General features: G+C 58.8%; 19 protein-coding genes. 11 read left to right on the forward strand and 8 right to left on the reverse strand.

All coding sequences use genetic code 11. The features are described from left to right. Nucleotides 1-63: 63 nt before the first annotated feature. From MUY35_RS02820 to MUY35_RS02850, 7 genes are all read right to left on the reverse strand, one after another. Nucleotides 64-717 carry a Crp/Fnr family transcriptional regulator gene (locus tag MUY35_RS02820; protein WP_248363771.1) on the reverse strand — a complete coding sequence of 218 codons (654 nt, stop codon included), beginning with the start codon at nt 715-717 and terminating at the stop codon, nt 64-66. Nucleotides 718-901: 184 nt separating this feature from the next. Beyond that, entirely contained in the window at nt 902-1,642 is a 741-nt protein-coding gene (locus tag MUY35_RS02825) for an ABC transporter ATP-binding protein (protein ID WP_248363772.1), read from the reverse strand. Then, nucleotides 1,639-2,496 (reverse strand): ABC transporter ATP-binding protein, encoded by an 858-nt coding sequence (locus MUY35_RS02830; protein WP_248363773.1) that lies wholly within the window; start codon nt 2,494-2,496, stop codon nt 1,639-1,641. The genes MUY35_RS02825 and MUY35_RS02830 overlap by 4 nt, the downstream gene beginning before the upstream one ends. Then, a complete protein-coding gene (locus MUY35_RS02835; protein ID WP_248363774.1) occupies nt 2,496-3,404 on the reverse strand; it encodes an ABC transporter permease in 909 nt (302 codons plus the stop codon). The genes MUY35_RS02830 and MUY35_RS02835 overlap by 1 nt, the downstream gene beginning before the upstream one ends. 15 nt (nt 3,405-3,419) lie before the next feature. Further along, complete coding sequence (locus tag MUY35_RS02840) at nt 3,420-4,493, reverse strand: ABC transporter permease (RefSeq protein WP_248363775.1); 1,074 nt, start codon at nt 4,491-4,493, stop codon at nt 3,420-3,422. Beyond that, nucleotides 4,494-6,089 (reverse strand): ABC transporter substrate-binding protein, encoded by a 1,596-nt coding sequence (locus tag MUY35_RS02845; protein ID WP_248363776.1) that lies wholly within the window; start codon nt 6,087-6,089, stop codon nt 4,494-4,496. It lies immediately after the preceding gene. Nucleotides 6,090-6,140: 51 nt separating this feature from the next. After that, nucleotides 6,141-7,274 carry a dipeptidase gene (locus tag MUY35_RS02850; RefSeq protein WP_248363777.1) on the reverse strand — a complete coding sequence of 378 codons (1,134 nt, stop codon included), beginning with the start codon at nt 7,272-7,274 and terminating at the stop codon, nt 6,141-6,143. Nucleotides 7,275-7,322: 48 nt separating this feature from the next. Here MUY35_RS02850 and MUY35_RS02855 point away from each other — a divergent pair, with 48 nt between their 5' ends. The 11 genes from MUY35_RS02855 (at nt 7,323) to MUY35_RS02905 (ending at nt 19,798) form a co-directional block, all read left to right on the forward strand. Continuing rightward, entirely contained in the window at nt 7,323-8,231 is a 909-nt protein-coding gene (locus MUY35_RS02855; RefSeq protein WP_248363778.1) for a LysR family transcriptional regulator, read from the forward strand. A 136-nt stretch (nt 8,232-8,367) separates the two neighbouring features. Beyond that, a complete protein-coding gene (locus MUY35_RS02860; protein WP_248363779.1) occupies nt 8,368-9,138 on the forward strand; it encodes a DUF1538 domain-containing protein in 771 nt (256 codons plus the stop codon). Then, entirely contained in the window at nt 9,135-9,917 is a 783-nt protein-coding gene (locus MUY35_RS02865) for a DUF1538 domain-containing protein (protein WP_248363780.1), read from the forward strand. The genes MUY35_RS02860 and MUY35_RS02865 overlap by 4 nt, the downstream gene beginning before the upstream one ends. Further along, nucleotides 9,914-10,267, forward strand: a complete 354-nt coding sequence (locus MUY35_RS02870) for a P-II family nitrogen regulator (RefSeq protein ID WP_248363782.1) — start codon at nt 9,914-9,916, stop codon at nt 10,265-10,267. Before MUY35_RS02865 ends, MUY35_RS02870 begins: the two co-directional genes overlap by 4 nt. After that, the gene (locus tag MUY35_RS02875; protein ID WP_248363784.1) at nt 10,264-10,683 is read left to right on the forward strand and encodes a CBS domain-containing protein; all 420 of its coding nucleotides are present in this window, start codon (nt 10,264-10,266) and stop codon (nt 10,681-10,683) included. Before MUY35_RS02870 ends, MUY35_RS02875 begins: the two co-directional genes overlap by 4 nt. Nucleotides 10,684-11,038: 355 nt before the next feature. Then, nucleotides 11,039-13,450: a hypothetical protein gene (locus tag MUY35_RS02880; RefSeq protein ID WP_248363785.1), complete on the forward strand. Its 2,412-nt coding sequence runs from the start codon at nt 11,039-11,041 to the stop codon at nt 13,448-13,450. An 8-nt stretch (nt 13,451-13,458) separates the two neighbouring features. Continuing rightward, entirely contained in the window at nt 13,459-15,345 is a 1,887-nt protein-coding gene (locus MUY35_RS02885; RefSeq protein ID WP_248363786.1) for a GMC family oxidoreductase, read from the forward strand. Further along, the gene (locus MUY35_RS02890) at nt 15,335-15,778 is read left to right on the forward strand and encodes a hypothetical protein (protein ID WP_248363787.1); all 444 of its coding nucleotides are present in this window, start codon (nt 15,335-15,337) and stop codon (nt 15,776-15,778) included. The genes MUY35_RS02885 and MUY35_RS02890 overlap by 11 nt, the downstream gene beginning before the upstream one ends. Nucleotides 15,779-15,785: 7 nt before the next feature. Next, nucleotides 15,786-17,087 (forward strand): hypothetical protein, encoded by a 1,302-nt coding sequence (locus MUY35_RS02895; protein ID WP_248363788.1) that lies wholly within the window; start codon nt 15,786-15,788, stop codon nt 17,085-17,087. Beyond that, complete coding sequence (locus MUY35_RS02900; protein WP_248363789.1) at nt 17,084-18,589, forward strand: hypothetical protein; 1,506 nt, start codon at nt 17,084-17,086, stop codon at nt 18,587-18,589. Before MUY35_RS02895 ends, MUY35_RS02900 begins: the two co-directional genes overlap by 4 nt. Nucleotides 18,590-18,598: 9 nt before the next feature. Further along, the gene (locus tag MUY35_RS02905) at nt 18,599-19,798 is read left to right on the forward strand and encodes a catalase family protein (RefSeq protein ID WP_248363790.1); all 1,200 of its coding nucleotides are present in this window, start codon (nt 18,599-18,601) and stop codon (nt 19,796-19,798) included. A 230-nt stretch (nt 19,799-20,028) separates the two neighbouring features. Here MUY35_RS02905 and MUY35_RS02910 read toward each other — a convergent pair whose 3' ends face one another. Beyond that, on the reverse strand, nt 20,029-22,698 hold the full coding sequence (locus MUY35_RS02910; RefSeq protein ID WP_248363792.1) for a molybdopterin-dependent oxidoreductase: 2,670 nt from the start codon (nt 22,696-22,698) through the stop codon (nt 20,029-20,031). Between the last annotated feature and the right edge of the window lie 33 nt (nt 22,699-22,731).

Raw genomic sequence — 22,731 nt, forward strand, 5'->3', positions numbered from 1 at the left:
TCGCGCGAGCAGGTGATTATTCCGCTCGAAAAGCAGCGTGCGGCCGGGTTTGACCAAGACCGCCTAGCTGCCATCGTTCAAGACAATGTCTTCCAACGCGCGCAGGTTCGTGACGACCACCGCGCCTTTTTCAAATCGCGCAATGTCGTCTTTTGCCCAACTTTTCAGTTGCCGGTTCACATTCTCGCGGGTCAGGCCAGCATAGGCACCCAGCCAGCTTTGGCTGACGCGAACGCGGTCATCGTGGGCATCGCCAGTCTTGTCTTTCAGCAGACGCAAGACGCAACTTGCCAGCCGCGCCTGGCCGCTGGTCAAGGCTTTCAGCTCAAACATCTCAGACGCGTTGCGTGCTTTCTGGCACAAGGCAATGATGACTTGGATCGCGCTGTCGCCGTCTTCTTTCAGGATATTCAGGATATCGCCACGCAGAACTTCCAAGGCTTCGACCGGCTCGGCCGCGATCACATCGGCACTGCGTGGACCGCCGTCCAGACAGGCGATATCGCCGATCACATCGCCCGCACCAACAAGGCCCAAAATGGACTTCTGACCCAAAGAGGTGGTGATGCTGACCTCTGCAATGCCAGTTTCGACAATCAGCAGAGACGCCCCCGGTTCACCATGATTGAATATCTGTGCGCCTTTCTTGAATTTGCGCAGCCGACCTTTGCTGGCAATGACGTCCAGCGTCTGGCGATCAAGTGCTTCAAAGACCATGGTGTTTCCTGTCGCTCGGCTGTCCGCAAGCTCGGCGCAAAAACGCAGCTCACAGCACAATATTCGGACGATACATAAGCCAGAAATTCAGGAAGCGGAATAACTTGGCGGTAACAATCTGGCAGGTTTGGCGTGCCATCGCCGTCTGACTGCACCACATCAACGCATTTACTTGGGCCGACCGCTAGATTGAAGCTTTCAGCAGATCGCGCGAATAAGGATGTTTGGCGTTCATGTTCCTCAGCGCGTCCACGTCCAAAATCTCGACAATCTCGCCATCCTTCATCACGGCCAGCCGGTCGCACATATGGCTCACAACCGACAGATCATGCGACACCATGAGGTAGGTCAGCTTATGTTCGGCGCGCAGGTCGGCCAGCAGATTCAGGATTTCCGCCTGCACCGACACATCCAGCGCCGAGGTGGGTTCATCGAGCAGCAGCAGGTCCGGTTCGGGCGCCAGTGTACGGGCGATGGCGACCCGCTGACGCTGCCCGCCGGACAGTTGGTGCGGATAGCGGAACCGGAAATTCTGGCCCAACCCAACGTCGCCCAACAGCTTCACCACACGGGTATCAATATCCTTGAACCCATGCAGTTGCAGCGTCTCGCCCAGCACCTGATCCACCGAATGGCGCGGGTGAAGCGAGGCATAGGGGTCTTGGAACACCATCTGCACCGTCTTGAAGAACGCCTTGGGGCGCTTGTGGGTTATCTGTTCGCCTTCGACCGTGATCGTGCCGGACCAGTCCGGCGCAAGGCCGGTGATCGCGCGCAGAATGGTCGACTTACCCGATCCGCTTTCGCCCACCAGCCCAAAGCTTTCGCCTTCCATTACGTCGAATGTGGCGTCTTTGACCGCATCCACCCGGTCGCGGTGGCTGCCAAACCAGACGTTCAGGTTTGCGACGTCTAACATCTTCATAACCGACCACTCACACTGGGGGCTTCGGACCATTCGGGGTCACGTTGCAACACTTCAAGCCGGTCGCGCGGCGCGTCCAGACGAGGCAGAGAATTCAGCAGCCCGCGGGTATAAGGGTGCTTGGCGTCATGCAGCTTGTCGGCGTCGCAAACTTCGACGATCCGGCCCGCATACATGATCAACACGCGGTCACAGAAATCGGCCACAAGGTTCAGGTCGTGACTGATGAAGATCAGCCCCATGCCGCGTTCTTTCACCAGCTTATCCATGATATCCAACACTTGGCGCTGCACAGACACATCCAGCGCCGAGGTTGGCTCGTCCGCGATCAGAATCTCGGGGTTCGGGATCAGCATCATGGCGATCATGATCCGCTGGCCCATCCCGCCCGACATTTCGTGCGGATAAGCGCGCATGACCCGTTCGGAGTCGCGGATCGACACGGCCTCCAACATCTCAAGCGACTTGTTATAGGCCGCCGACTTGGACACAGAATTGTGCAGCCGATACGCCTCGATGATCTGATCGCCGATGGTCATAACGGGGTTGAGCGAGAATTTCGGGTCCTGCATCACCATGCTGATCCGCTGGCCGCGCACGTCGCGCATTTCCTTTTCGGTCTTGTCCAGCAGGTTGACGCCTTCAAGGTTGATGTGATCGGCTTCAACGATCCCCGGCGGGCGGATCAGGCGCAGGATGGCGCGGCCGGTCATCGACTTGCCCGAGCCGCTTTCGCCCACGATCCCCAACCGCTCGCGCCCCAGCGTAAACGACACACCGCGCACCGCGTCAAACACGCCTTGGCGGGTCGGAAATTTCACCCAAAGGTTTTCGACATCAAGTAGCACACTCATCACTCACCTGCCTTCGGATCAAGGACATCACGCAGACCGTCGCCCAGAAGGTTGAACGCCAAAGAGACCGTGAAGATGGCCAAACCGGGCATGGTGGCGACCCACCAGTGGTCCAGAATAAAGCGCCGCCCTTCAGAAATCATCGCGCCCCATTCCGGGCTGGGCGGTTGCGCGCCAAGGCCGAGGAACCCAAGGCCGGCCGCGGCCAGAATGATCCCCGCCATGTCCAGCGTCACCCGCACGATCAGGGACGAAATGCACAAGGGCCAGATATGCTTGGTAATGATGCGCAGCGGCCCGGCCCCTTGCAGCTTGATCGCGCTGATATAGTCCGAGGAGCGGATGGTCAGCGTCTCGGCCCGCGCAATCCGCGCGTAAGGTGGCCATGCGGTCAGCGAGATCGCCAGAACCGCGTTTTCAATCCCGGCGCCCAGAGCGGCCACGAAAGCCAGCGCCAGAACCAGACGGGGGAAGGCCAGAAAAATATCGGTGATGCGCATCAGAATCGTATCGGTCCAGCCGCCAACATAGCCCGAGATCGTGCCAACCAGCAGCCCCGCCACCGGCGCGATCAGCGCCACCAGTGCCACAATATACAGCGTGATCCGCGCGCCATAGATCAGTCGCGACAGGATATCGCGGCCAAGGCTGTCGGTGCCGAAAATGTGGCCCTCGGTTCCCAGCGGTGCCAGCCGGTTGCCCAGATCCTGCACAAAGGGATTATGCGGCGACAGCCACGGCGCGGCGGCCGCTATGAACACCAAGGCTACCAGAATGCCCAAACCGATCATCGCCATCGTATTGCTGCGAAACGACAGCCAGCCCTGATAGAAGGCGGATATCTTGGCATGGCGGCGCGAGGTCGGCGTGTCCGTCAAAAGCCACTGTTTCAGTGTTTGTTCTGTCATTGATACTGTCCCGCCCTATTTCGCGCGTGGATCAAAGACCTTGTAGAGCAGGTCAGAGAAAATATTGAGCAGGATGAAGACCAAACCCACCACAACAGTGCCGCCAAGCACAGCGTTCATGTCCGCGGACAGAAGCGCTGTGGTGATATAGCTGCCGATACCGGGCCACGAGAAGATGATCTCGGTCAGCACGGATCCTTCCAAAAGCCCCGCATAGCTGAGTGCGATCACGGTGATCAGTTGCACGCGGATGTTCTTGAAGGCGTGTTTCCAGATCACGTCCCACTCCGACATGCCCTTCACGCGGGCTGTAGTGATATATTCAGCGCTAAGCTGTTCCAGCATGAACGACCGCGTCATGCGGCTGATATAGGCCAGTGAATAATAGCCAAGCAGCGAGGCTGGCAGGATGATGTGGGAAAACGCGTCCTTGAACACGTCCCAATTGCCGTCCAATGCCGCGTCGATCAGGATCATACCGGTCACACTGGGCACGACATCGACATAGAAAATGCCAACCCGGCCCGGACCGCCAACCCATCCAAGAATGCCATAGAAGATCAAAAGCCCCATCAGGCCGAGCCAGAAAATGGGCATGGAATACCCCACAAGGGCCAACACCCGTGCGACCTGGTCGATCCATGATCCCTTACGCACTGCGGCCAGCACGCCAAGTGGCACACCCAGAATGACGCCGAACAGAATGCCCAGCGTGGCCAGCTCTAGCGTGGCGGGGAACACCCGCGCGATATCCTCGGACACCGGGCGCGCGTTCAGAAGCGAGGTGCCGAAATCCAGATGCAGCACGTCCCAGAGGTAATACAGAAACTGAACGATCAAGGGCTTGTCCAACCCAAGCTGCTCATACACGGCGTCATAAGTCGATTGCGAGGCGCGTTCACCAACGATGGACAGCACCGGATCAATCGGCATGACCCGCCCGATAATGAAGGTGATAAACAGCAGGCCCAACAACGTCACCGCGATCGAGCTAAGCGTTCTGACAGCCGTTTTCAGCGCCGGCCAAAGCGTGTCTGAAAGAGGCGCCCGTGTTGGGCGCCTCTCGTTATTGTCTTCGGTCAGGGCCATTTATTTGGTGACCTGCCAATAGGCAGCAGAGGTCACGGCTTGTCCGGTCGACCAGTTCATCACGTTGTCACGCAGCGCAGATTGTTCGATCTGCTGGAACATGATCGCGAAGGGTGAGATCTCGCGGAACTCGGCCTGAATGTCCTGATACATCTGCACCCGCTTGTCGCGATCGCCCTCGGTTACGGCGGCCTCGACCTTCGGTGTCAGCCCGCCTGTATCCCAGGCATTCCGCCAGGCCAGAAGGCCGGTGGCGTTCGCCTCGTCGCTGTTGTCGGGGTTATAGGCAAAGGTGCCCGCATTGGTTTGCGGGTCAGGATAGTCCGGCCCCCATGCCCCCAGATACATATCCAACTCGCGCGCACGATAGCGAGCAAGGATCTGTTTCGCCGTACCCACGGTGATGTTCAGCGTGATTCCAGCCTGCGCGAAGGTGTTTTGCAGCGATTGAGCGATCTCCATGCGTTCCTGCGCCTCGCGCACGCCTGTTTCGATCTCAAGCCCTTCGACACCGGCAGCCGCCAAAAGTTCCTTGGCCTTTTCGATGTTCAGCGAGAAGGGATTTTCCTCGGACGCGCCAAGATAGGTGGCGGGCAGGAAGTTCTGGTGGATCGTATACTGCCCCTTCAGGAAGCTGTCTTTCATCCCCTCATAGTCGATCAGGTATTTGATCGCCTGACGAACCTCAGGCTTGGACAGCTCAGGGTGCTTCTGGTTCAGAGACAGATACATCAGACGGCCTTTCAGCTCGTCCTCGACCTTGATGCCGCCAGCTTCCATCACACCGGCAATATCTTCCGGGTTCAGGTTGCGGGCGATGTCGATGTCACCACGCTCCAGCAGCAAACGTTGCGACGCGCTTTCCAGCACGTGCCGCACGATCACCCGCTCCATCGTCGGCGCGCCGCCGTAATAGTCCGGATAAGCTTCAAGCGTCACGCTTTCATTGGGCTTCCAGCCTGCCATCGTATAGGGACCGGAGCCAGCCGAGTTGGTTTTCAGCCACGTGTTGCCCATGTCGCCGTCAACTTCGTTGGCCATGACGGTTTCTTTGTCGACAATCCCGCCAATGGTGGCCGTCAGACAGTTCAACACGAACGAGGTCGCGTATTGCTTGTCCGTCGTGATCATCAGCTTGTTGCCGTCGGCCTTGATGGTCTCGGTCGCGTTTTCAGGGGTGAACCCGAACTGGGTCAGGATGAACGCAGGCGTCTTGTTCAGGATCACCGCGCGTTGCAGCGAATACGCCGCATCTTCGGCGCGAACCGGGTTGCCGGAATGGAACGTGACGCCTTCACGCATGGTGAAGGTGATGGTCTTGCCGTCCTCGCTGACCTCCCAGCTTTCGGCAAGGCCGGGTTGGTAGCCTGCGGCAAGGTCAAGCGGGTCCAGGTAGACCAGACGGCTATAGACGTTGCGGCTGATGTCCGAGCCCGCGAACTCAAAGCTTTCCGCCGGGTCCAGCGTGGTCACATCGTCGATACGGTTGGCGATGACCAGCATGTTGGCGGGCGTTTCCGCGTAAGCCGCAAAGGAGGATGCCCCCATCGCCACGCCAATCGCAGCACTTGTCAGTAATCTATTGATAGAATTCATGTTTTGAACCTCTCCTGTTCAGTTTCGTATATTGCAGCGTGCGTTTTGGGCTTATTGTCCCCAAGTTTTTTCCAGCACACGCAGCCAATTCTCGTGGCACAGCTTGGCAATCAATGCCTCGCTATACCCGTGACGCGCCATGGCCAGTCTTAGCATTGGAAGACCGGCGCAGGATGTCAGATCTTCGGGCACAACGGCCCCATCGTAATCGGACCCTAACCCCACGCGCTCCTCACCCAGATGTTCGATCAGGTGATCAAGGTGGCGCAACATTTGTTCCAGCGGCACATCCGCAAGCATTCGCCCGTCAGCACGCAAGAAAGCCACCGCAAAATTCAATCCAACCATGCCATCACTTTCGCGGATGGCTGCCAGTTGCTTGTCCGTCAGATTGCGGCTGTGAGGGCAAATCGCGTGGGCGTTTGAATGAGTTGCCACCAGCGGCTTGGTGGAATGGCGTGCCACATCCCAGAACCCTGCCTCATTCAGGTGTGACAAGTCTATCATTATTCCCAACTGATTGCACCGTCGGATCAGCCGGAGCCCATGATCGGTCAGGCCGTCCCCGATATCCGGGTCGCTTGGGTACCGAAATGGAACGCCGTGACCGAAGATTGTCGAGCGGCTCCACACCGGCCCAATCGACCGCAGCCCGGCCTGATACAGCACGTCCAGAGTGTTAAGCTCTGCGTCAATCGCCTCGGCCCCTTCGATGTGAAGGATCGCGGCCATCTTTCCCGCATTCAGGGTTTCGCGGATCTGTGCAGCGGTGCGACAGACCGTTAAAGCCCCGCGTTCTTGAAGATCAAACAGGATTGCAATCTGCGCCATCGCGACAGGGAATGCGTCCTCCCAATCAATCGGTTCTGGCAACGGCAGGTCATAGCGCGGTTTCGTCATCTCCTGCATCTTGAAGTCAAGATCGACAGGCGACGGAACGTAAACTGCGAAAAAGCCACCGCCGAAACCGCCAACATGTGCGCGCTTGACGTCAATCGCACCGTCGCGACCGGAAACGAACGTGTCCGCTGCCGATTTACCGCCCGCGCGGTAAAGCTTCAACAAGACGTCGTTATGGCCGTCGAACACCAAAGGCGTGGTTTGGCTGTTCAAATGTGATTTCCCCCCAAGGCAACACCGGATCAGCTTATGCCATGATTTCTCATAGACTACAGAAATATGCATGATATTTTCTCATGCAGCGATTACAATAACGCAGAAAGACTATACCCCATGGCGACCAAATCCTGGCATAGTTTGCCCGAGTATCAGGCCCTACGGGCGTTGATGGAAAGTGGCACCACAGCGAAAGCTGCCATCCGGCTGGGCCTGTCGCAATCTGCGATCAGTCGGTCCATCGCCAGTCTGGAATCTCGCTCGGGTCGGATCCTGTTCGAACGCGAAGGCGGCCGTTTGCGCCCAACCGGCGAGGCGGTGCTGATGAACCGTCGGCTGGACCCGCTTTTTGAAGCCCTCGACAGAATTGACGGCCCGCCCGAGGTCGCACAGGAAGCCCTGCGTATCATCGCGCCACCGACCTATGCGCATCGCTTTTTGGTGCATCACATCGCCACTTTTCTGAAAACAAACCCTCAATTCTATGTCAGCCTTGACGTCGCCCCGTCCGAGGATGTGATCCGCGGTATTTTGGAACGGCGTTATGATCTGGGCGTCAGCGGGGTCGAGCTGTCGCGAAACGGCGTGAAACTGATCCCCTATCGGACCTCAAGCGCGGTTTGCGCCATGGCGTGTGACCACCCCTTGGCGAACCGGGAGATCATTCACCCCGAAGATCTTAACGGGCAAGCGCTGGTTGCGTTGACGCACCGCCATGCGCGCCGCGCCCAGCTTGAAAAGGTGCTACATGCCAGCCGCAGTACGCCACGCATCGTGGCCGAGGCATCCACGTCCTTTGCCGCAGTTGATCTGGCGAAAGAAGGGCTGGGCCTAACGATCGTCAATCCGTTTCCAATCGTGCAGTATCGGTCTGACGAGGTGGTGTTTCGCCCCTTCGCCTCGCAACTCGAATACCGCAGTTATTTCGTCACCTCCGATGACCGACCGACCTCTGGCGTCACACGCGCCTTCATGCGACATCTCAGGCTGCACACTGCGAAAGATCCTTTCTCGCAAAAGGCTTAGATGCGAAGCTTCGACCAACTCTGCCAAAACAGTGACAGAAAATCCAAGAACCGAATTGTATGCGGTCCGCCTTACTTCTACTATGCAAACAAGCATGACACGGTGACGGAGGTCGCGGCCCTTGCGGCCCACCTGTTTGAACCATCAAAACAACAGGTATCCGTTGCTGGACGAGTTCAAATCACTTGCGCTTCTGACGCTGGGGACGGCGCGCGATCTGGCGCCGATTGTTGGCGTTGTGGCCGTGTTCCAGTTTTTGGTTCTTCGTCAACCCATGGACGATATCGGCGAGAAGTTGATCGGCCTTCTTTTTGTCATGGCGGGGCTGGCAATTTTCATTCGCGGCCTGCAATTGGCGCTGTTTCCCCTCGGGGAATCGCTTGCGGACGCGTTTGCCAACAAGGGCAGCCTGTTCTGGCTGCTGACGTTCGCCTTTTCACTAGGCTTTGGCACAACCTTCGCCGAACCGGCCCTGATCGCCGTCAGTCGCGAGGCGGCGCGTGTCATGGCTGACATCGGCGCGGTCGGCGCCAGTGACGCCGCGCAGATCAGCTATGCCAATGCGCTGCGCTATACGGTTGCGGCGGCGGTGGGATCGTCACTTATCATCGGCGTGCTGCGCATTCTTCTGGGCTGGCCGATCCACTATTTGATCATTGGCGGCTATGCCCTTGTCGTCGTATTGACGGCCTTCGCGCCAGCCGAAATCATCGGCATTGCCTATGACAGCGGCGGGGTCACCACGTCCACCGTGACGGTGCCGCTGACCACCGCCTTGGGCGTGGGCCTGGCCAGTGTCATTAAGGGGCGAAATCCGATGATTGATGGCTTCGGTCTGGTTGCGTTTGCAAGCCTTTTGCCGATCGCATTCGTGCTCGGCTTCGGGATCGTGGGGGCTTGGAAATGATTGCGGACCTCGTGAACACCTTTACAGCCACGCTCAAAGATGTACTGCCCATCGCCATCGTGCTCGTGTTCTTTCAGGCAGTGGTCCTGCGCAAACCTGTCCCTCACTTAAAAAGTGTCTTGGTCGGAGGGGGCTATGTTGTTCTGGGGCTTAGCTTATTCTTGTTTGGCCTGCAGGAAGCCCTTTTCCCACTGGGCGAGGCTATGGCCCGCCAACTGACAGACCCGGCCTTTCTGGGTGATCCGACAGATTGGACAGCCCATGGCTGGACCTATCTTTTCGCCTTTGCCATCGGGTTTTCCACCACCATCGCCGAACCGTCACTGATCGCCGTTGCCATCAAAGCGCGCGAAGTATCTGGCGGCACCGTCAAAGAATGGGGGCTGCGCATCGCCGTTGCCCTCGGCGTCGCGTTAAGCCTTGTATTCGGCACCTATCGGATCGTCACTGGCACACCGCTTTATGTCTATATGATCGCCGGCTACGCCATTGTGATCGTTCAGACAATCGTTGCGCCGAAAGGCATCGTGCCGCTGGCCTATGACAGCGGCGGGGTCACCACCTCGACGGTGACAGTGCCCTTGGTTGCCGCCCTTGGGCTGGGGCTTGCCGCAGCCGTGCCGGGCCGCAGCCCGGCATTGGACGGGTTCGGATTGATCGCGCTGGCAAGTCTGTTTCCCATGATCACGGTCATGGGCTATGCGCAGCTTGTTCAGTGGAATGACGCTCGACGACATAAGTTACACGTGCCAAACCCGGAAATGGAGGACCCAGAATGAAGTTCAAACTGATCATCTCGCTGGTGCAGGATGCCTATACGGACGTTGTTGTTGACGCCGCCCGCAGCGCAGGGGCGACCGGTGCCACCGTGATCACCAGCGTCCGTGGCGAGGGGCTTGAGAAGAAGAAAACCTTCCTTGGGCTGACCGTGGCGGGACAGCGCGATATGGCTTTGTTTTTGGTGGAAGAACACCGCGCTGCTGTTATTCTTGAAACCATCTGCGCCGCAGGCGAGTTTCTGAAAGAACCGGGGCGCGGTGTGGTGTTCCAGATTGATATAGAAGACGCCATCGGCCTTGAGGCACAGGTCAAAGCCCTGAAAACCTCGTTAGAAAAGGACGAGTTATGAGCCAACCCGAAGAAACCCGTGTCCGCGATGCGATCCAGCAAGACCCCCATGTCATCAACGGGCTGGCGTCTGTGGCCGAAGCGTTACAAGTTTTTCAATCCTCAGGGCACGATACGCTGGTAATCGAAAAGCGGTCGCCCGACGATGAATTCGGCGTGTTGACCATCAGCATGATTGCCCGTCAGGTATTTGCCAGGAACCGCACACCGTCGCGGGTCAGCGTCTATGAGGTGATGGAAAAGCCCGCGATTAACATTTCTGGAAATATGCAAGCCCGCTATGCGATCCGACTGCTGGCGCGACTGAACCTGAATGTTGCACTGGTGGTCGAAGATGACACGCTGATTGGCACTGTGGGCTTGCGTGAACTGACACTTGCCGAGGCCGCAACCGAACTTACCGACACCACCGATTAACCCTTGCTGACACTTTTCAGGTGTCGACTTCTTCGAAACGCCCCCAACGTGACTCTGAAACGGCTGGACTTGCTCTATTGCGTAGCCCCTATGCGTAGGGGCGACCACAGTGCGACGACTGCAGTTTTCGCCGACATTACAGGTTGTTGGGACGCGAATCTCATTTCCCATAATGGCGTAAACTCATCATAAAATGTCGGACAAGAATCCGGCAATTTCAACTGTCCGCAACCCCTCCACAATCAAGCTGAAAATACAGAACTGTTGCAAAAAACGCGTTCTGCGCCGACAATGAAGCATTAATTTGACACTTAAAGTTGATTCTTTTTTGAATATCTTACTGAGGAGTTCACCGATGCTACTCCGTTTTTTTTCGTGTTTTTTGCTCGGTTTTTTTGTTCCACTTTCCGCCACAGCGCAGCTTTTTTCGGGCCCGCGGGACGAAGCCCTTCTGGTTGGCCGCGACGAAACCACCTTTCCCCCTGCCGATGAAGATTACTTCGCCGACATGGACAACGGGATTGCGCTGACACCGGATGAAATCAAGGGCCGCAACATGTGGTTGGTCTGGACCGGAGGCAATGATCTGCTCTGGGACACGCTGACGGTGGACACGTTCGGGCAGTTCGATCTGCTCAAGACATTGTCGTCACATCCCAGCCTTGAAGCCAAACGCAGCAATCGGTTTGAACAACTGGGCCTGATCAACGAACCATGCTTTGACGAGGCCACGGGTCCGGCCGCCGATCGCCACGGGCTGTGGCTGGACGTGCGCCAACCCGATTGCGCGCCCGACCCCTTCGCCAACGCCGAGAAGTATCCCGGCGTCGAAATCGGCGCGCGGGGCCGCAACATGCCCGTCTGGTCTTACTACGGAGAGCCGACCGGCGTTCTTGGCCTGCGCCTGTTCCCGAATCCGGAATTCGACGAACGCGCCGAAAGCCGCTGGGACGCTGAACGGTTCTACAATGATCCCGACTATTACAACGACGACGACCTTGTGCGTCCCTATCGTGTCGGCATGTCCTGCGCGTTCTGTCATGTCGGTCCAAGCCCGATTGATCCGCCAGAGGACCCCGAAAACCCCGCCATGAACAATCTGAACGCCACGGTCGGCGCGCAGTATTTCTGGTTTGATCGGGTCTTCGCGTGGAAGCCGGACAAGCGTCAGTACATGGTTCAACTGATCCACACCGCGCGGCCCGGCACGCTGGATACCTCGCTGGTTTCACCGGATTACATCAACAACCCGCGCACGATGAACGCGATCTATCTGCTTGAAGAACGGCTTGCCGTTGCGAGGCGCTTTGGCGAAGAGCGGCTTGAGGGCGGCGAACGCGACAACAAGCAATTTCAGGACTACATCGCGGAAGGCCCGCTGACCGAGTTTTTCGAAGAGCCTGACCTTAGCCTCAGCCCGCGTGTTCTGAAGGACGGGGCGGATTCCGTGGGTGCCCTTGGGGCGCTGAACCGCGTGTATCTGAATATCGGGCTGTTCAGCGAAGAATGGACGCGTCATTTCAACCCGATTGTGGGCGGGAAGGACATCACGCCGATCAAGATCGAGACCGCGCAGAAGAACTCGGCCTATTGGCGCGCGACCGAAAACCAGTCGCCCCTGACGGCACTCTATTTCCTCAAAGCCGGGCGCCCCGACCGTTTGAAAGACGCCCCCGGCGGCGACGCGCATCTGACCGAGGATGACGCCCTGCTGGATCAAGGCAAGACGATCTTTGCCGAAAACTGCGCGGGTTGCCATTCGTCGAAACTGCCCGATAGCGCCTATGAGGCGATGCCCGGCGGCTGTTCCGGCCCCGGTTATCTGGAATGTTTCCAGCGCTATGGCGAACTGACGCGGACCGACGGTTTCAAGGCCGAGATGCGCGAGATCGTGCATGCGGATGACTTCCTTGACGGCAACTACCTGTCAAACGAGCTGCGCATCCCGGTGACGGTGCTGCAAACCAACGCCTGCAGCCCGCTGGCCACCAACGCGATCGAGGGCAACATTTGGGACAATTTTTCGTCCTCCACCTACAAGGCGCTGCCATCGGTCGGGACGATCAAGGTGCATCACCCGAAAACCGGCGAGGAATATGACTACGTAATGCCCGCAGGCGGCCGCGGCTATACCCGCGTGCCGTCGCTGATCAGCCTGTGGTCAACCGCGCCCTACCTGCTGAACAACACGGTTGGGTACTACAATCAGGACCCGTCAGTGGATGGCAGGATGCAGGCGTTTGACGACGGCATCACCAAAATGCTCTGGCCCGAGAAGCGCCTGAGGGACACCGTCTTGGGCGACAAGGTGCCCGGCGTGATCGACCGCACAACCGAGCAGAGCTATCTGATCGTGCCGAAAGGGTTTCAGCCCGATTTCCTTGTGAAACTGTTGACCCCATTGCGTGACGATCTGCCGTGGTTGTTCAATCTGGATGGCGACATCGTCCTTGGTCCGATCCCTGCTGGGACGCCAATCGGGTTATTGGCAAACCTCAATATCCGGCTGGACCAAGCTGACCTGCTGGAACGTCTGGGCCACGATTTTGAGCTTGCGAAGCTGATCATCAAGATCAAACGCGACCTCAAGGAGCTGCCCGACGATGCCAGCGACGAACAGGCCCGCGCGATCTTTGCTGATCTGGTGGAACCACTTCTTGAACTCAGCAAATGCCCCGATTTCGTGGTCAATCGCGGGCATTACTTCGGCACCAAACTCGCGGACGAAGAGAAGCACGCGCTAATCGCCTTTCTCAAACGCTTCTGAGGAGCGGGATGGTGGAGCCAACCTATGACTACATTGTCGTCGGCTCTGGCGCCGGCGGGGGAACCGCTGCCGCGCGGCTGGCCGAGGGCGGGATGCGCGTGCTGTTGTTGGAAGCCGGTGGCGACCCGCGATCCCTGAATGGTGGCGTGCGCGGCATGGACGAGGCCGCGAACCGCCTGCCCGATGATTATGACGTGCCAGCCTTCCATCCGTTCGCGACCGAAAACGCGGCGATCAGATGGGACTTCCATGTCAGCCACTATGCGGATGCTGGTGCTCAGGCGCGCGATCCCAAAGCCGGACCCGAAGGCGTGCTGTATCCGCGCGCGGGCACGTTGGGGGGCTGCACCGCCCATAATGCGATGATCTTCGTCTATCCGCATCACTCCGACTGGCAGCGGATCGCGGACCTGACCGGCGATGAGAGCTGGTCGCCCAAGGCCATGCACAAGACCTTTCAGAAGTTGGAAAACTGTCGGTATCGGCCCGTGCAGCGCATATTGAACGCGATCGGCATAGATCGAACGGGTCATGGTTTCGATGGTTGGCTGTCGACTGAGAAGGCCATCCCGCGCGCAGCCCTCAGGGATGACGACATCATGAACGTTGTGCGCACGTCTCTGCGCGAGATGCTGGGGGCGGGAGGTGACGTTTTGCAACGCTTGCGCTGGCTTGCCAACAGCGCCGCAGACCCTAACGACCGTGACCGGATCAACGATGACGCGGACGGAATGGTCTATACACCCCTGACCACGCGCAACGGCTTGCGCATCGGGTCGCGCGAACGGGTTTTGGACGTGGCGAAGCGACACCCTGACCGGCTGACCGTCGAGCTGGACGCGCTGGCAACCAAGGTTCTTCTGGATGATGACAATCGCGCGGTCGGGGTCGAATATCTGAAAGGTGCCCAGCTTTACCGGGCCCATGCCGACCCGAGCACCGCACCGGGTGAACCCCAACAAGTCCACGCAGCGCGAGAGGTCATTTTGGCGGGCGGTGCCTTCAACACGCCACAGCTCCTGATGCTGTCTGGCATAGGCGACCCGGATGAGCTTGCCCCCCACGGGATCACGCCCAAGGTGGCGCTGCCGGGTGTCGGACGCTCGCTCCAGGACCGTTATGAAGTCACCGTGGTGAACCGGATGAATTTCGACACGTGGGAGTGCATGGCTGACTGCCGCTATGAGGTCGGCGACCCATTGTGGAAGACGTGGAAAGAACGTGGCGACGGCCTTTATGCCACCAACGGCGCGGCGCTTGCGGTCATCCGGCGCTCGTCCGAGGCTCAGACGGTGCCAGACCTGTTCTGCATGGCGCTTTTGGGCAAGTTCAACGGGTATTATCCCGGTTATGCCGCCGATCTGGCGCGCAGCAAGAACCACATAAGTTGGGCCGTTCTGAAGGCGCATACGTTGAACCGGACGGGGCGTGTCCGCTTGGCGTCCAGCAATCCACGCGACAGGCCGATCATCGACTTCAACTATTTCGCGGAAGGCGGCGAAGAAGACCTGTCCGCCGTGGTCGAGGGCGTCAAATTCGTGCGACAGCTCTGCGCGCCGCTGCACGAGGACGGACGTATCGCCGCCGAGGATACGCCCGGCCCGGAGGTGCAAACCGACGCACAAATCGCGCAATTCGTGCGCGACAATTGCTGGGGCCATCATGCGTCCTGCTCCTGCCCCATTGGCCCGTCGGATCAGGCCGGCGTTCTGGACAGCCGTTTGCGGGTTCACGGCACCAAGGGGTTGCGGATCGCCGATGCCTCGGTCTTTCCCGAAATCCCCGGATTTTTCATCGCGTCCGCCGTCTACATGATCGGCGAGAAAGCCGCCGACATGGTGCTGGAAGACGCGCAGTCCCACCCCCAAAGCGAGGATATGTTGCATGAAATATGATATTGATACCCTGATGGACATGGAGCAGGACGAGTTGGACGCGCTGTTCACCGTGTCCAATGCCGGTGAGATCCCTGATGGCGAGGCCGAGGGCACCGCGATCATCGCGCCGGGCACCCGGTTCACACCGCTGATTTCGCGCTTCATCAACGGGTTCGCGTGGCAAGGCAAGGTGTTTGACGCCGAGAAATGCGTGCTGAAAAACCGCATCCTGCCCTTCGGGCTGAACGCCATTCTGGCCAAAGTCTATAAGGATAAAAGCTGGCTGGACGGCAAGGAATGTATCGTGCTGGATTATTCCGACACCTCGATCGTCGCCCAGTGGATCCGCGATGAGATCCGCCAGATCGGGCCGGGCATGTATCTGGGCAAGGTCTATTGGGACGACACGCGGCTGATCGACTTCGCCCTCGATTTCAACGCGGAAACCTGAGGCCCCAATGACGCAGCAAGACACATTCTTCATCCTCGCCCCGGTCGCGGAAGGCCGGGCAGAAGAATTGGAGTCGCTGCTGCACAGCATGACCCTGAAGCCAGGCCTCGCTGATCCCGAAAACGCGCTTGTGCCTTTTGGCAGGTTCGACCAGCTGCATGTCGCGCGCTTCTTTCTGGTCGAGGCGAACACATGGCGCGATATCGAAGCCTATGGTCAGGAACCGCAGCCGTATCCGATGCAGCTTGCCTTTCTTGGTGATGTTGACGGGGATCGGCAGACGTTTTTGAAAGAACTGATGGTCCACTGTGCCGATGGGTTGATGGAGGTTTTCAGTCATTGCGAGGGCGTAGACCAAGGCACAGATCTTTTGCGCTGGATGGAAGACCATAACGTCAGAGAGTCTGCCAATTACATCAACACGCGCGGTCGCACCGTGCGTCAGGTCCACGAGGAAGCCGCTTTGGCCGCCGCCTTGCATGACGAACTGGCGAACGTGGTGAACGCCCGCGGATCCGCCGACCCGTTCGAAATCCACAAGCGGTTGGTAGATTATGTGCGCCGCGAGAGAGCCAGTGGCGTGCTTCACCTGACCCCGCCTGCGCGCACAACACTGCGCGAGAGGTTGGCCAACTGGATTGACCTGATCAGCTTGCCGCTGATCTTGTTGATGATCTCCCCTCTTTTGCTGCTGGCTCTGCCGTTTTTCGTGATCCGCCTGCGTATGCACGAGCGTTCGGACCCAGAGATCCTTCCCCGTCCAGCCGACGCCCGCATCGCCGATTTGGGCCGCTATGAAGACCATGATGTGACCAACCCGTTTTCCGCCTTTGGTGATGTGAAGCCCGGCCCGTTCCGGCGGATGATCGCGACCGCAGCGCTGTATCTGGTCAACTATTCAGCCCGCCATATCTTTGGGCGCGGCTATCTGACCCGCGTGCAGACCATCCATTTTGCGCGCTGGGTTTTTTTGGACGGCAAACGCCGGGTGATGTTTTGCAGCAATTATGACGGGGCGGTGGAAAGCTACATGGATGATTTTGTGAACAAGGTCGCGTGGGGCTTGAACCTCGTCTTTTCAAACGGCGTTGGCTACCCTTCGACACGCTTTCTGATCAAGGGCGGCGCGGAACAAGAGGACAAGTTCAAGCGCTATTTGCGCAATCGTCAACTGCCCACGCAGGTCTGGTACAAAGCCTATCCCGGCCTGACCGCGCGCGACATGGCACGCAACAGTGAAATCCGCAAAGGCCTTGAAAAGCGCCCCAATGGCGCGAAGGCCCTGCGCAACTGGTTGTCGAAGATATGAGCAAAACGCCCAACATACCCTCTGATCCCGTCGAATTTGACGACATGCAAGGGCTGATCCGGTTCGGCCATGGCGCATTGGTCGAGGCGGAGTTCATCTTGTGCACCGTCAAAGATCCCGTGGCCGCGGGCGATTGGTTGCGCGCTGCCCCGGTGACATCAGCGAAGACGCTGGACAGTCCCCCCGACACTGCCCTGCAAGTCGCTTTCACAGCCGCAGGCCTGTCGGTGTTTGGCCTGTCTGACAACGCCACTTCAGGCTTTGCGCAGCCGTTTCTGTCCGGCATGGCGGGCGAGGATAGCCGGTCACGCCGGCTTGGCGACACGGGCCAGAATGCGCCTGAGAACTGGCTTTGGGACGGGGCGAAGGCGCATTTGCTGGTCATGCTCTATGCCCGCAAAGGTGGCTTGGCGGATTGGAAACAAGAGGTTCTGAACTCCGATTTCACCGCCGCCTTCACACAGGCCCACAGCTTTCCCACCCGTCCAAACGAAGGGGTCGAGCCGTTCGGCTTCCGTGACGGGATTTCCGAGCCAAAGGTCGATTGGAAAAACACACATCCGCCGTCAAAACACGGGCGCGAGGATTACAGCAACCTGATCTCACCCGGCGAGGTCATCTTGGGGCACCGCAACGAATACAACGCGCGCTCGGGCTCGCCATTGCTTGACGCGAGCGTGCCGGGTCGCGACGCGCTGGCTCAAGCTCCCGGCGTGCCAGAACTGCGTGATCTGGGGCGCAACGGCAGCTATCTGGTGTTTCGCCAATTGGCGCAGGATGTGCCGGGGTTCTGGCGCTACATGGACGCGGCCAGCGAGGGGGACCCAACCCGCCGCGACGCACTGGCCGCCAAGATGGTCGGGCGCGAACGGGATGGCACCCCCCTGATCAGCGGTCGCCGCGATATCGAAGGGTCGCCGCGTAGCAATGACTTCACCTATGAGGACGATGTTAACGGCGTGTCATGCCCCCTTGGCGCCCATATCCGCCGCGCCAATCCCCGCACCGGCGACCACCCGCACCAGCTTGAGGGGCGCATTGGCTGGTTGCTCAGCACGTTGGGGTTCCGCAGGCGGCGCGACAAACTGCCGGGGCGGCATGATCTGGTTGCCTCGACCAGATTTCACCGGTTGGTGCGGCGCGGGCGGGTCTATGGCCCGAAATTGACGCCCGAGGATTCAGTGAAAAATGACGCCAAAACCGAAGAACGCGGGCTGTTGTTTATCTGCCTGTGCGCCGATCTGGTCCGGCAGTTCGAGTTTGTTCAGAACGCGTGGATCGCCTCGCCCAAGTTCAACGGACTGACCGGGGAAGCCGACCCCCTGCTTGGCGGTCGCACGCCGGTAAGCGGGGTCGCAAGCGACGGGTTCTCGATCCAGAAAGCCGACGGGATCGAAGAACGCCACACGCCCCTGCCGCAATTCGTAACCTTAAAAGGCGGCGGCTATTTTTTCCTGCCCGGTTTGCGCGCCCTGCAATTCATTGCCCGCCATGGCAGATAGGAGACCCGAATGCGCTCGATCCTGATCCCGATCCGCCGTCTGATCCACCGTGCGACACAGGTTGGCCTGCATTTCGAACGGCGGTTAGAGCCGTTCTTTCGCCGCCGCCTGAACGCGCTGGTCCGCGACCCGCTGGCGCGATTGATCCAACGGCTCAAGAACCGCAAGCGCGACGACTTTGGGCTGGAATTGGCGGAAGAGAAAATCTTTGATTGGGAAGAGGAAGCGCTGCAAACCATCATCGACGAGATGCGCGAGCAGATGAACCTGCACTTCCAGCCCGGCGCGTATGAACGGGGTGGAAACACCAAGACGCACGGGTTGGTCAAAGCCACATTCACCGTGCTGCCCGACCTGCCCGACCATCTGCGCCACGGGGTGTTTGCGGTCGAACGCGACTACCCCGCCTATATCCGATACGCCGGACCGGGGCCGGATGTGCCCGAGGATATTCGCGACGTGGGCTTCGGGTCGATGTCGGTCAAAGTCATGGATGTGCCCGGCCCGAAACTGATGGACGAGGAAAAATTCACGCAAGACTGGCCCGCCGTCGTGACACCCACTTTCGTGACGCCGGACGCGCGCGAGAACGCCAAACTGCAATATTGGAGCACGATTGACGAACCACTTTGGTATTTCCTCAATCCCTTGGACAACCATGTGCTTGATTTCCTGATGCAGGGGTTGTGGAACGAGACGCAATATAACCCGCTTGGCCACAGGTATTATAGCTGTGTGCCCTATCTGATGGGTGAAGGTCAGGCGATGCTCTATTCCTATGTGCCGCGCACCGACGTTCCCATGGACATCCCCGGCGTGCCGTTTGGCCGCGTGCCACCCAATTATTTGCGCGACAACATGGCCAAGACTTTGCGCGAAAAACCGGTGGAATTCGACATGGCCGTGCAGATCCAAACCGACCCTCACCTGATGCCGATCGAGGACGCCTCGGTGCTCTGGCCCGAGGAGCTTTCGCCATGGATCCCCGTCGCGCGCATTCACATACCAATGCAAGAGTTTGAAAAACCGGCGCAAATGGCGTTTGCACGCAACATGCGGATCAACCCGTGGCATTCCCTGCCCGCGCACCGCCCGTTGGGCAATCAAAGCCGCGCGCGCAGGCGAATGTATCAGGAACTGGCCCGGTTCAGGCAGCGCATGAACAAGGTCGAGCATATCGAGCCGACCGGGGATGAGGTGTTTGAGTGAATGAGACGGCGTTAACGTGAGATGCTCTGAAAAATCCGCATCGTTGATGGTCGAAACTGTGTGACCTGTCCGCCAATTTGAGATGGTGTTCAACATCAATAGCGACGTTTCGATTGGCCCGCCTTCGCAACCAAGCCATGCTTTCTGTCGCGTATCATCCCGCCCGTTGCCGGAACGACAAAGGGCGACCAGATTGTCTGGCCGCCCTCGGTGTCGTGACTTGGGGTCGCTTAGTTCGCGTCAGCCGCGTTTGCCATCAGGTATTCCATGACAAGTTCGCGTTCGCTTTCTTCAAAGCCGGCCCGTTCGAACATGGACGGCACGATGCCCTTCCATTGCTGCTGGGTATAGTGCGTCACCTCGCGCGGGGCGTGGCAGACGGTGCAGCGTTCGAAGAACATCTTCTCGCCGGGTGTCATGTCAGCGTAAAGTGCTTCTGTCAGGGCTTCCAGACGCTCGGCACCAACCTTTTCATCGTCGACCGAAGCGAACTCCATGTCTTCGATAATGGCCGGTTTCTCATACGCCATGTTCGGACCTTCGGGGTCTTCACACTTGCGCATGCTGCATAGAACGGTGTTGGCGGTGGTTGCCTGCGCCAGACCGGAAGACCGCTGTGTCGAGGTCAGGAAGTTCACCAGACCCGAGTTGCAACGACCCTTGCTGTCCAGCGACGGCCAAGCCCCTTCGTAGATCGAGACCACACCCGGCATGATGTCATCGCTGACAACAGCCCCGGCGATCACTGTGCCACGATCGTTATAAAGCTCGACCAGATCGCCATCTTCGATACCGCGTGATGCGGCGTCTTCAGAGTTGATCCGGACCGGTTCACGACCTTGCACCTTGTAAAGGGCGCGCAGTTTCTCGGACTGGTCCATCTGGCTGTGCAGGCGGAACCACGGGTGGGGCGACACGACGTGCAACTGGCCTTCTTTGGCGTTGCCGAGGTATTCGTGTTTTTCCATCCAGACCGGCATGCCGGGGCAGTCCTCGATGTCCATGTTGGCGATGCCTTCCGAGAACATCTCGATCTTGCCGGAGTCGGTGTGCAGCGGTGTGCCTTCGGGGTCTTCGTAGAAGGCACCGTGGCGGGTCCACTTGCGGGCCGCATCCGGAACCGGCATCCGGGCATAGCCTTTTTCCCAGAACTCTTCGAACGGTGTGTGGGCTGCAGCGCCAGAAGCCTCGTAGGCAAGCTTGATGTGATACATCTTGTCTTCGCCGTCAGTGAACTGGGCCCAAAGCCCCATTTTATCGGCCAAACCTTCGAAGATCTCGTAGTCCGGCAGGCTTTCACCAATCGGCTCGATCACCTTCTTCATGGCATAGACCTTGTCGTTGGAATAGGTGCCACCCGATGTGATGTCATCCTGTTCCAGCGTCGAGGCCGCCGGGAATACAATGTCGACCCAACGGGTTGCCGCGGTCCACCAGACGTCCACGCTGACGATGGTTTCGACCTTCTCAAGCGCACGGATCAGGCGGTTGGTGTCCTGCTGGTGCGACATGAAGTTGTTGCCGGCGTTGAAGATCATCTTGATGTCGGGATAGGTGTTGGTGAACCCGTTATAGAAGAATTCCATGCCCGGGTTTTCCAACGCTTCGGTGATCCGCGACGCGGGAACGACCTTCTTGATGAAGTTCCGACCCTGGCTCATGCCGACGGGCGTGCGTGCGCCACTTTGTGGCATGCCGCCGTTGCCATAGTGCCACGAGAAGCCAAGACCTGCGCCGGGTTTGCCGATCTTGCCGGTCAGCGCCTGGAAGTTGACGATGGCCCAATAAGCCATTTCGCCGTGTTGTGCGCGCTGAATGGCCCAAGACCCTGCGATCTGGGTGGTCGAGGTAGCGAGCAGTTCGGCCAGTTCCTTGATCTTGTCTTCGTCCATGCCAGTGATGGCGGCGGCCCAAGCCGGTGTTTTCGGCGTGCCGTCGTCTTCGCCTTTCACATAGGCGATCCATTTGTCGGCACCGACGGTGTATTTGTCCATATAGGCGCGGTCTTCCAGACCGTTCTCCAGCACATGATATGCCATGCCAAGGAACAAAGCGGTGTCGGTGTTGGGCACGATTTGCAGCCATTCGGCATTCAGATAGTCGTCCGAGGCCGTGCGTTGCGGGTTGATCGAGACGAACTTGACACCTGCGTCGCGAATCTCTTCCCACGGGCCATACATGCCGTGGTCGGCCACGCGATATTCGATGCGGTTGTTTTTGATCGGGTCACAGCCGACCAGCACGAACACTTCGGTGTTGTCGCGGATGACTTCCCACGATGTCTGACCCGAATAGACTTCCATGTCGCCAATCACGCGGGGCAAAAGCACCTGACCCGCACCGGCCGACCAGTCGCCAGCGGTGTTGGTGCAGCCGCCGATAAGGTTGATCAGGCGACCCTGAAGCACGTTGGGGCGGAACGAACCAGCGTTCGACCAGCCACCATAGGACGAGCTGAAGATCGCTTCGTTGCCGTGGTTGGTGGCGGTGTCGAGCAGCGCTTTGGCCGCAAGGCTCCAGGCCGTATCCCAATCGACGCGGACATATTCTTCTTTACCGCGCAGTTCGGGCTTGGTGTCGCCGGTTTCCCAACCTTCAAGGTAGGATTTACGCACCATCGGGTAGTTGATACGCGATTTGTCATAGGTCCGGTCCAGAACGCCGTGGTTCAGCATCTCGGTGGGGCGGGCATCAATCTCCATGATGTTGTTGATGCCGACAAGCTTGCCGTCACGCACCACACCTTCGAACGGGCCGAAGTGGGTGGCGTGGAAAACGCGGTCCGTGAACGAGTTGGGGTCAAGCGCTGCAAGCGCGGTCGATCCCATAAGGGACGTAGCGCCAAACATGGCGGCGCCACCTTGCAGGAAACCGCGGCGGGTTGGGTTGGCAAATGTCATGATGTCCTCCTGACGAGTTGACTGTTCTTGCCC

The sequence above is a fragment of the Aliiroseovarius sp. S1339 genome (assembly GCF_023195695.1).
Classification (GTDB): Bacteria; Pseudomonadota; Alphaproteobacteria; order Rhodobacterales; family Rhodobacteraceae; genus Aliiroseovarius.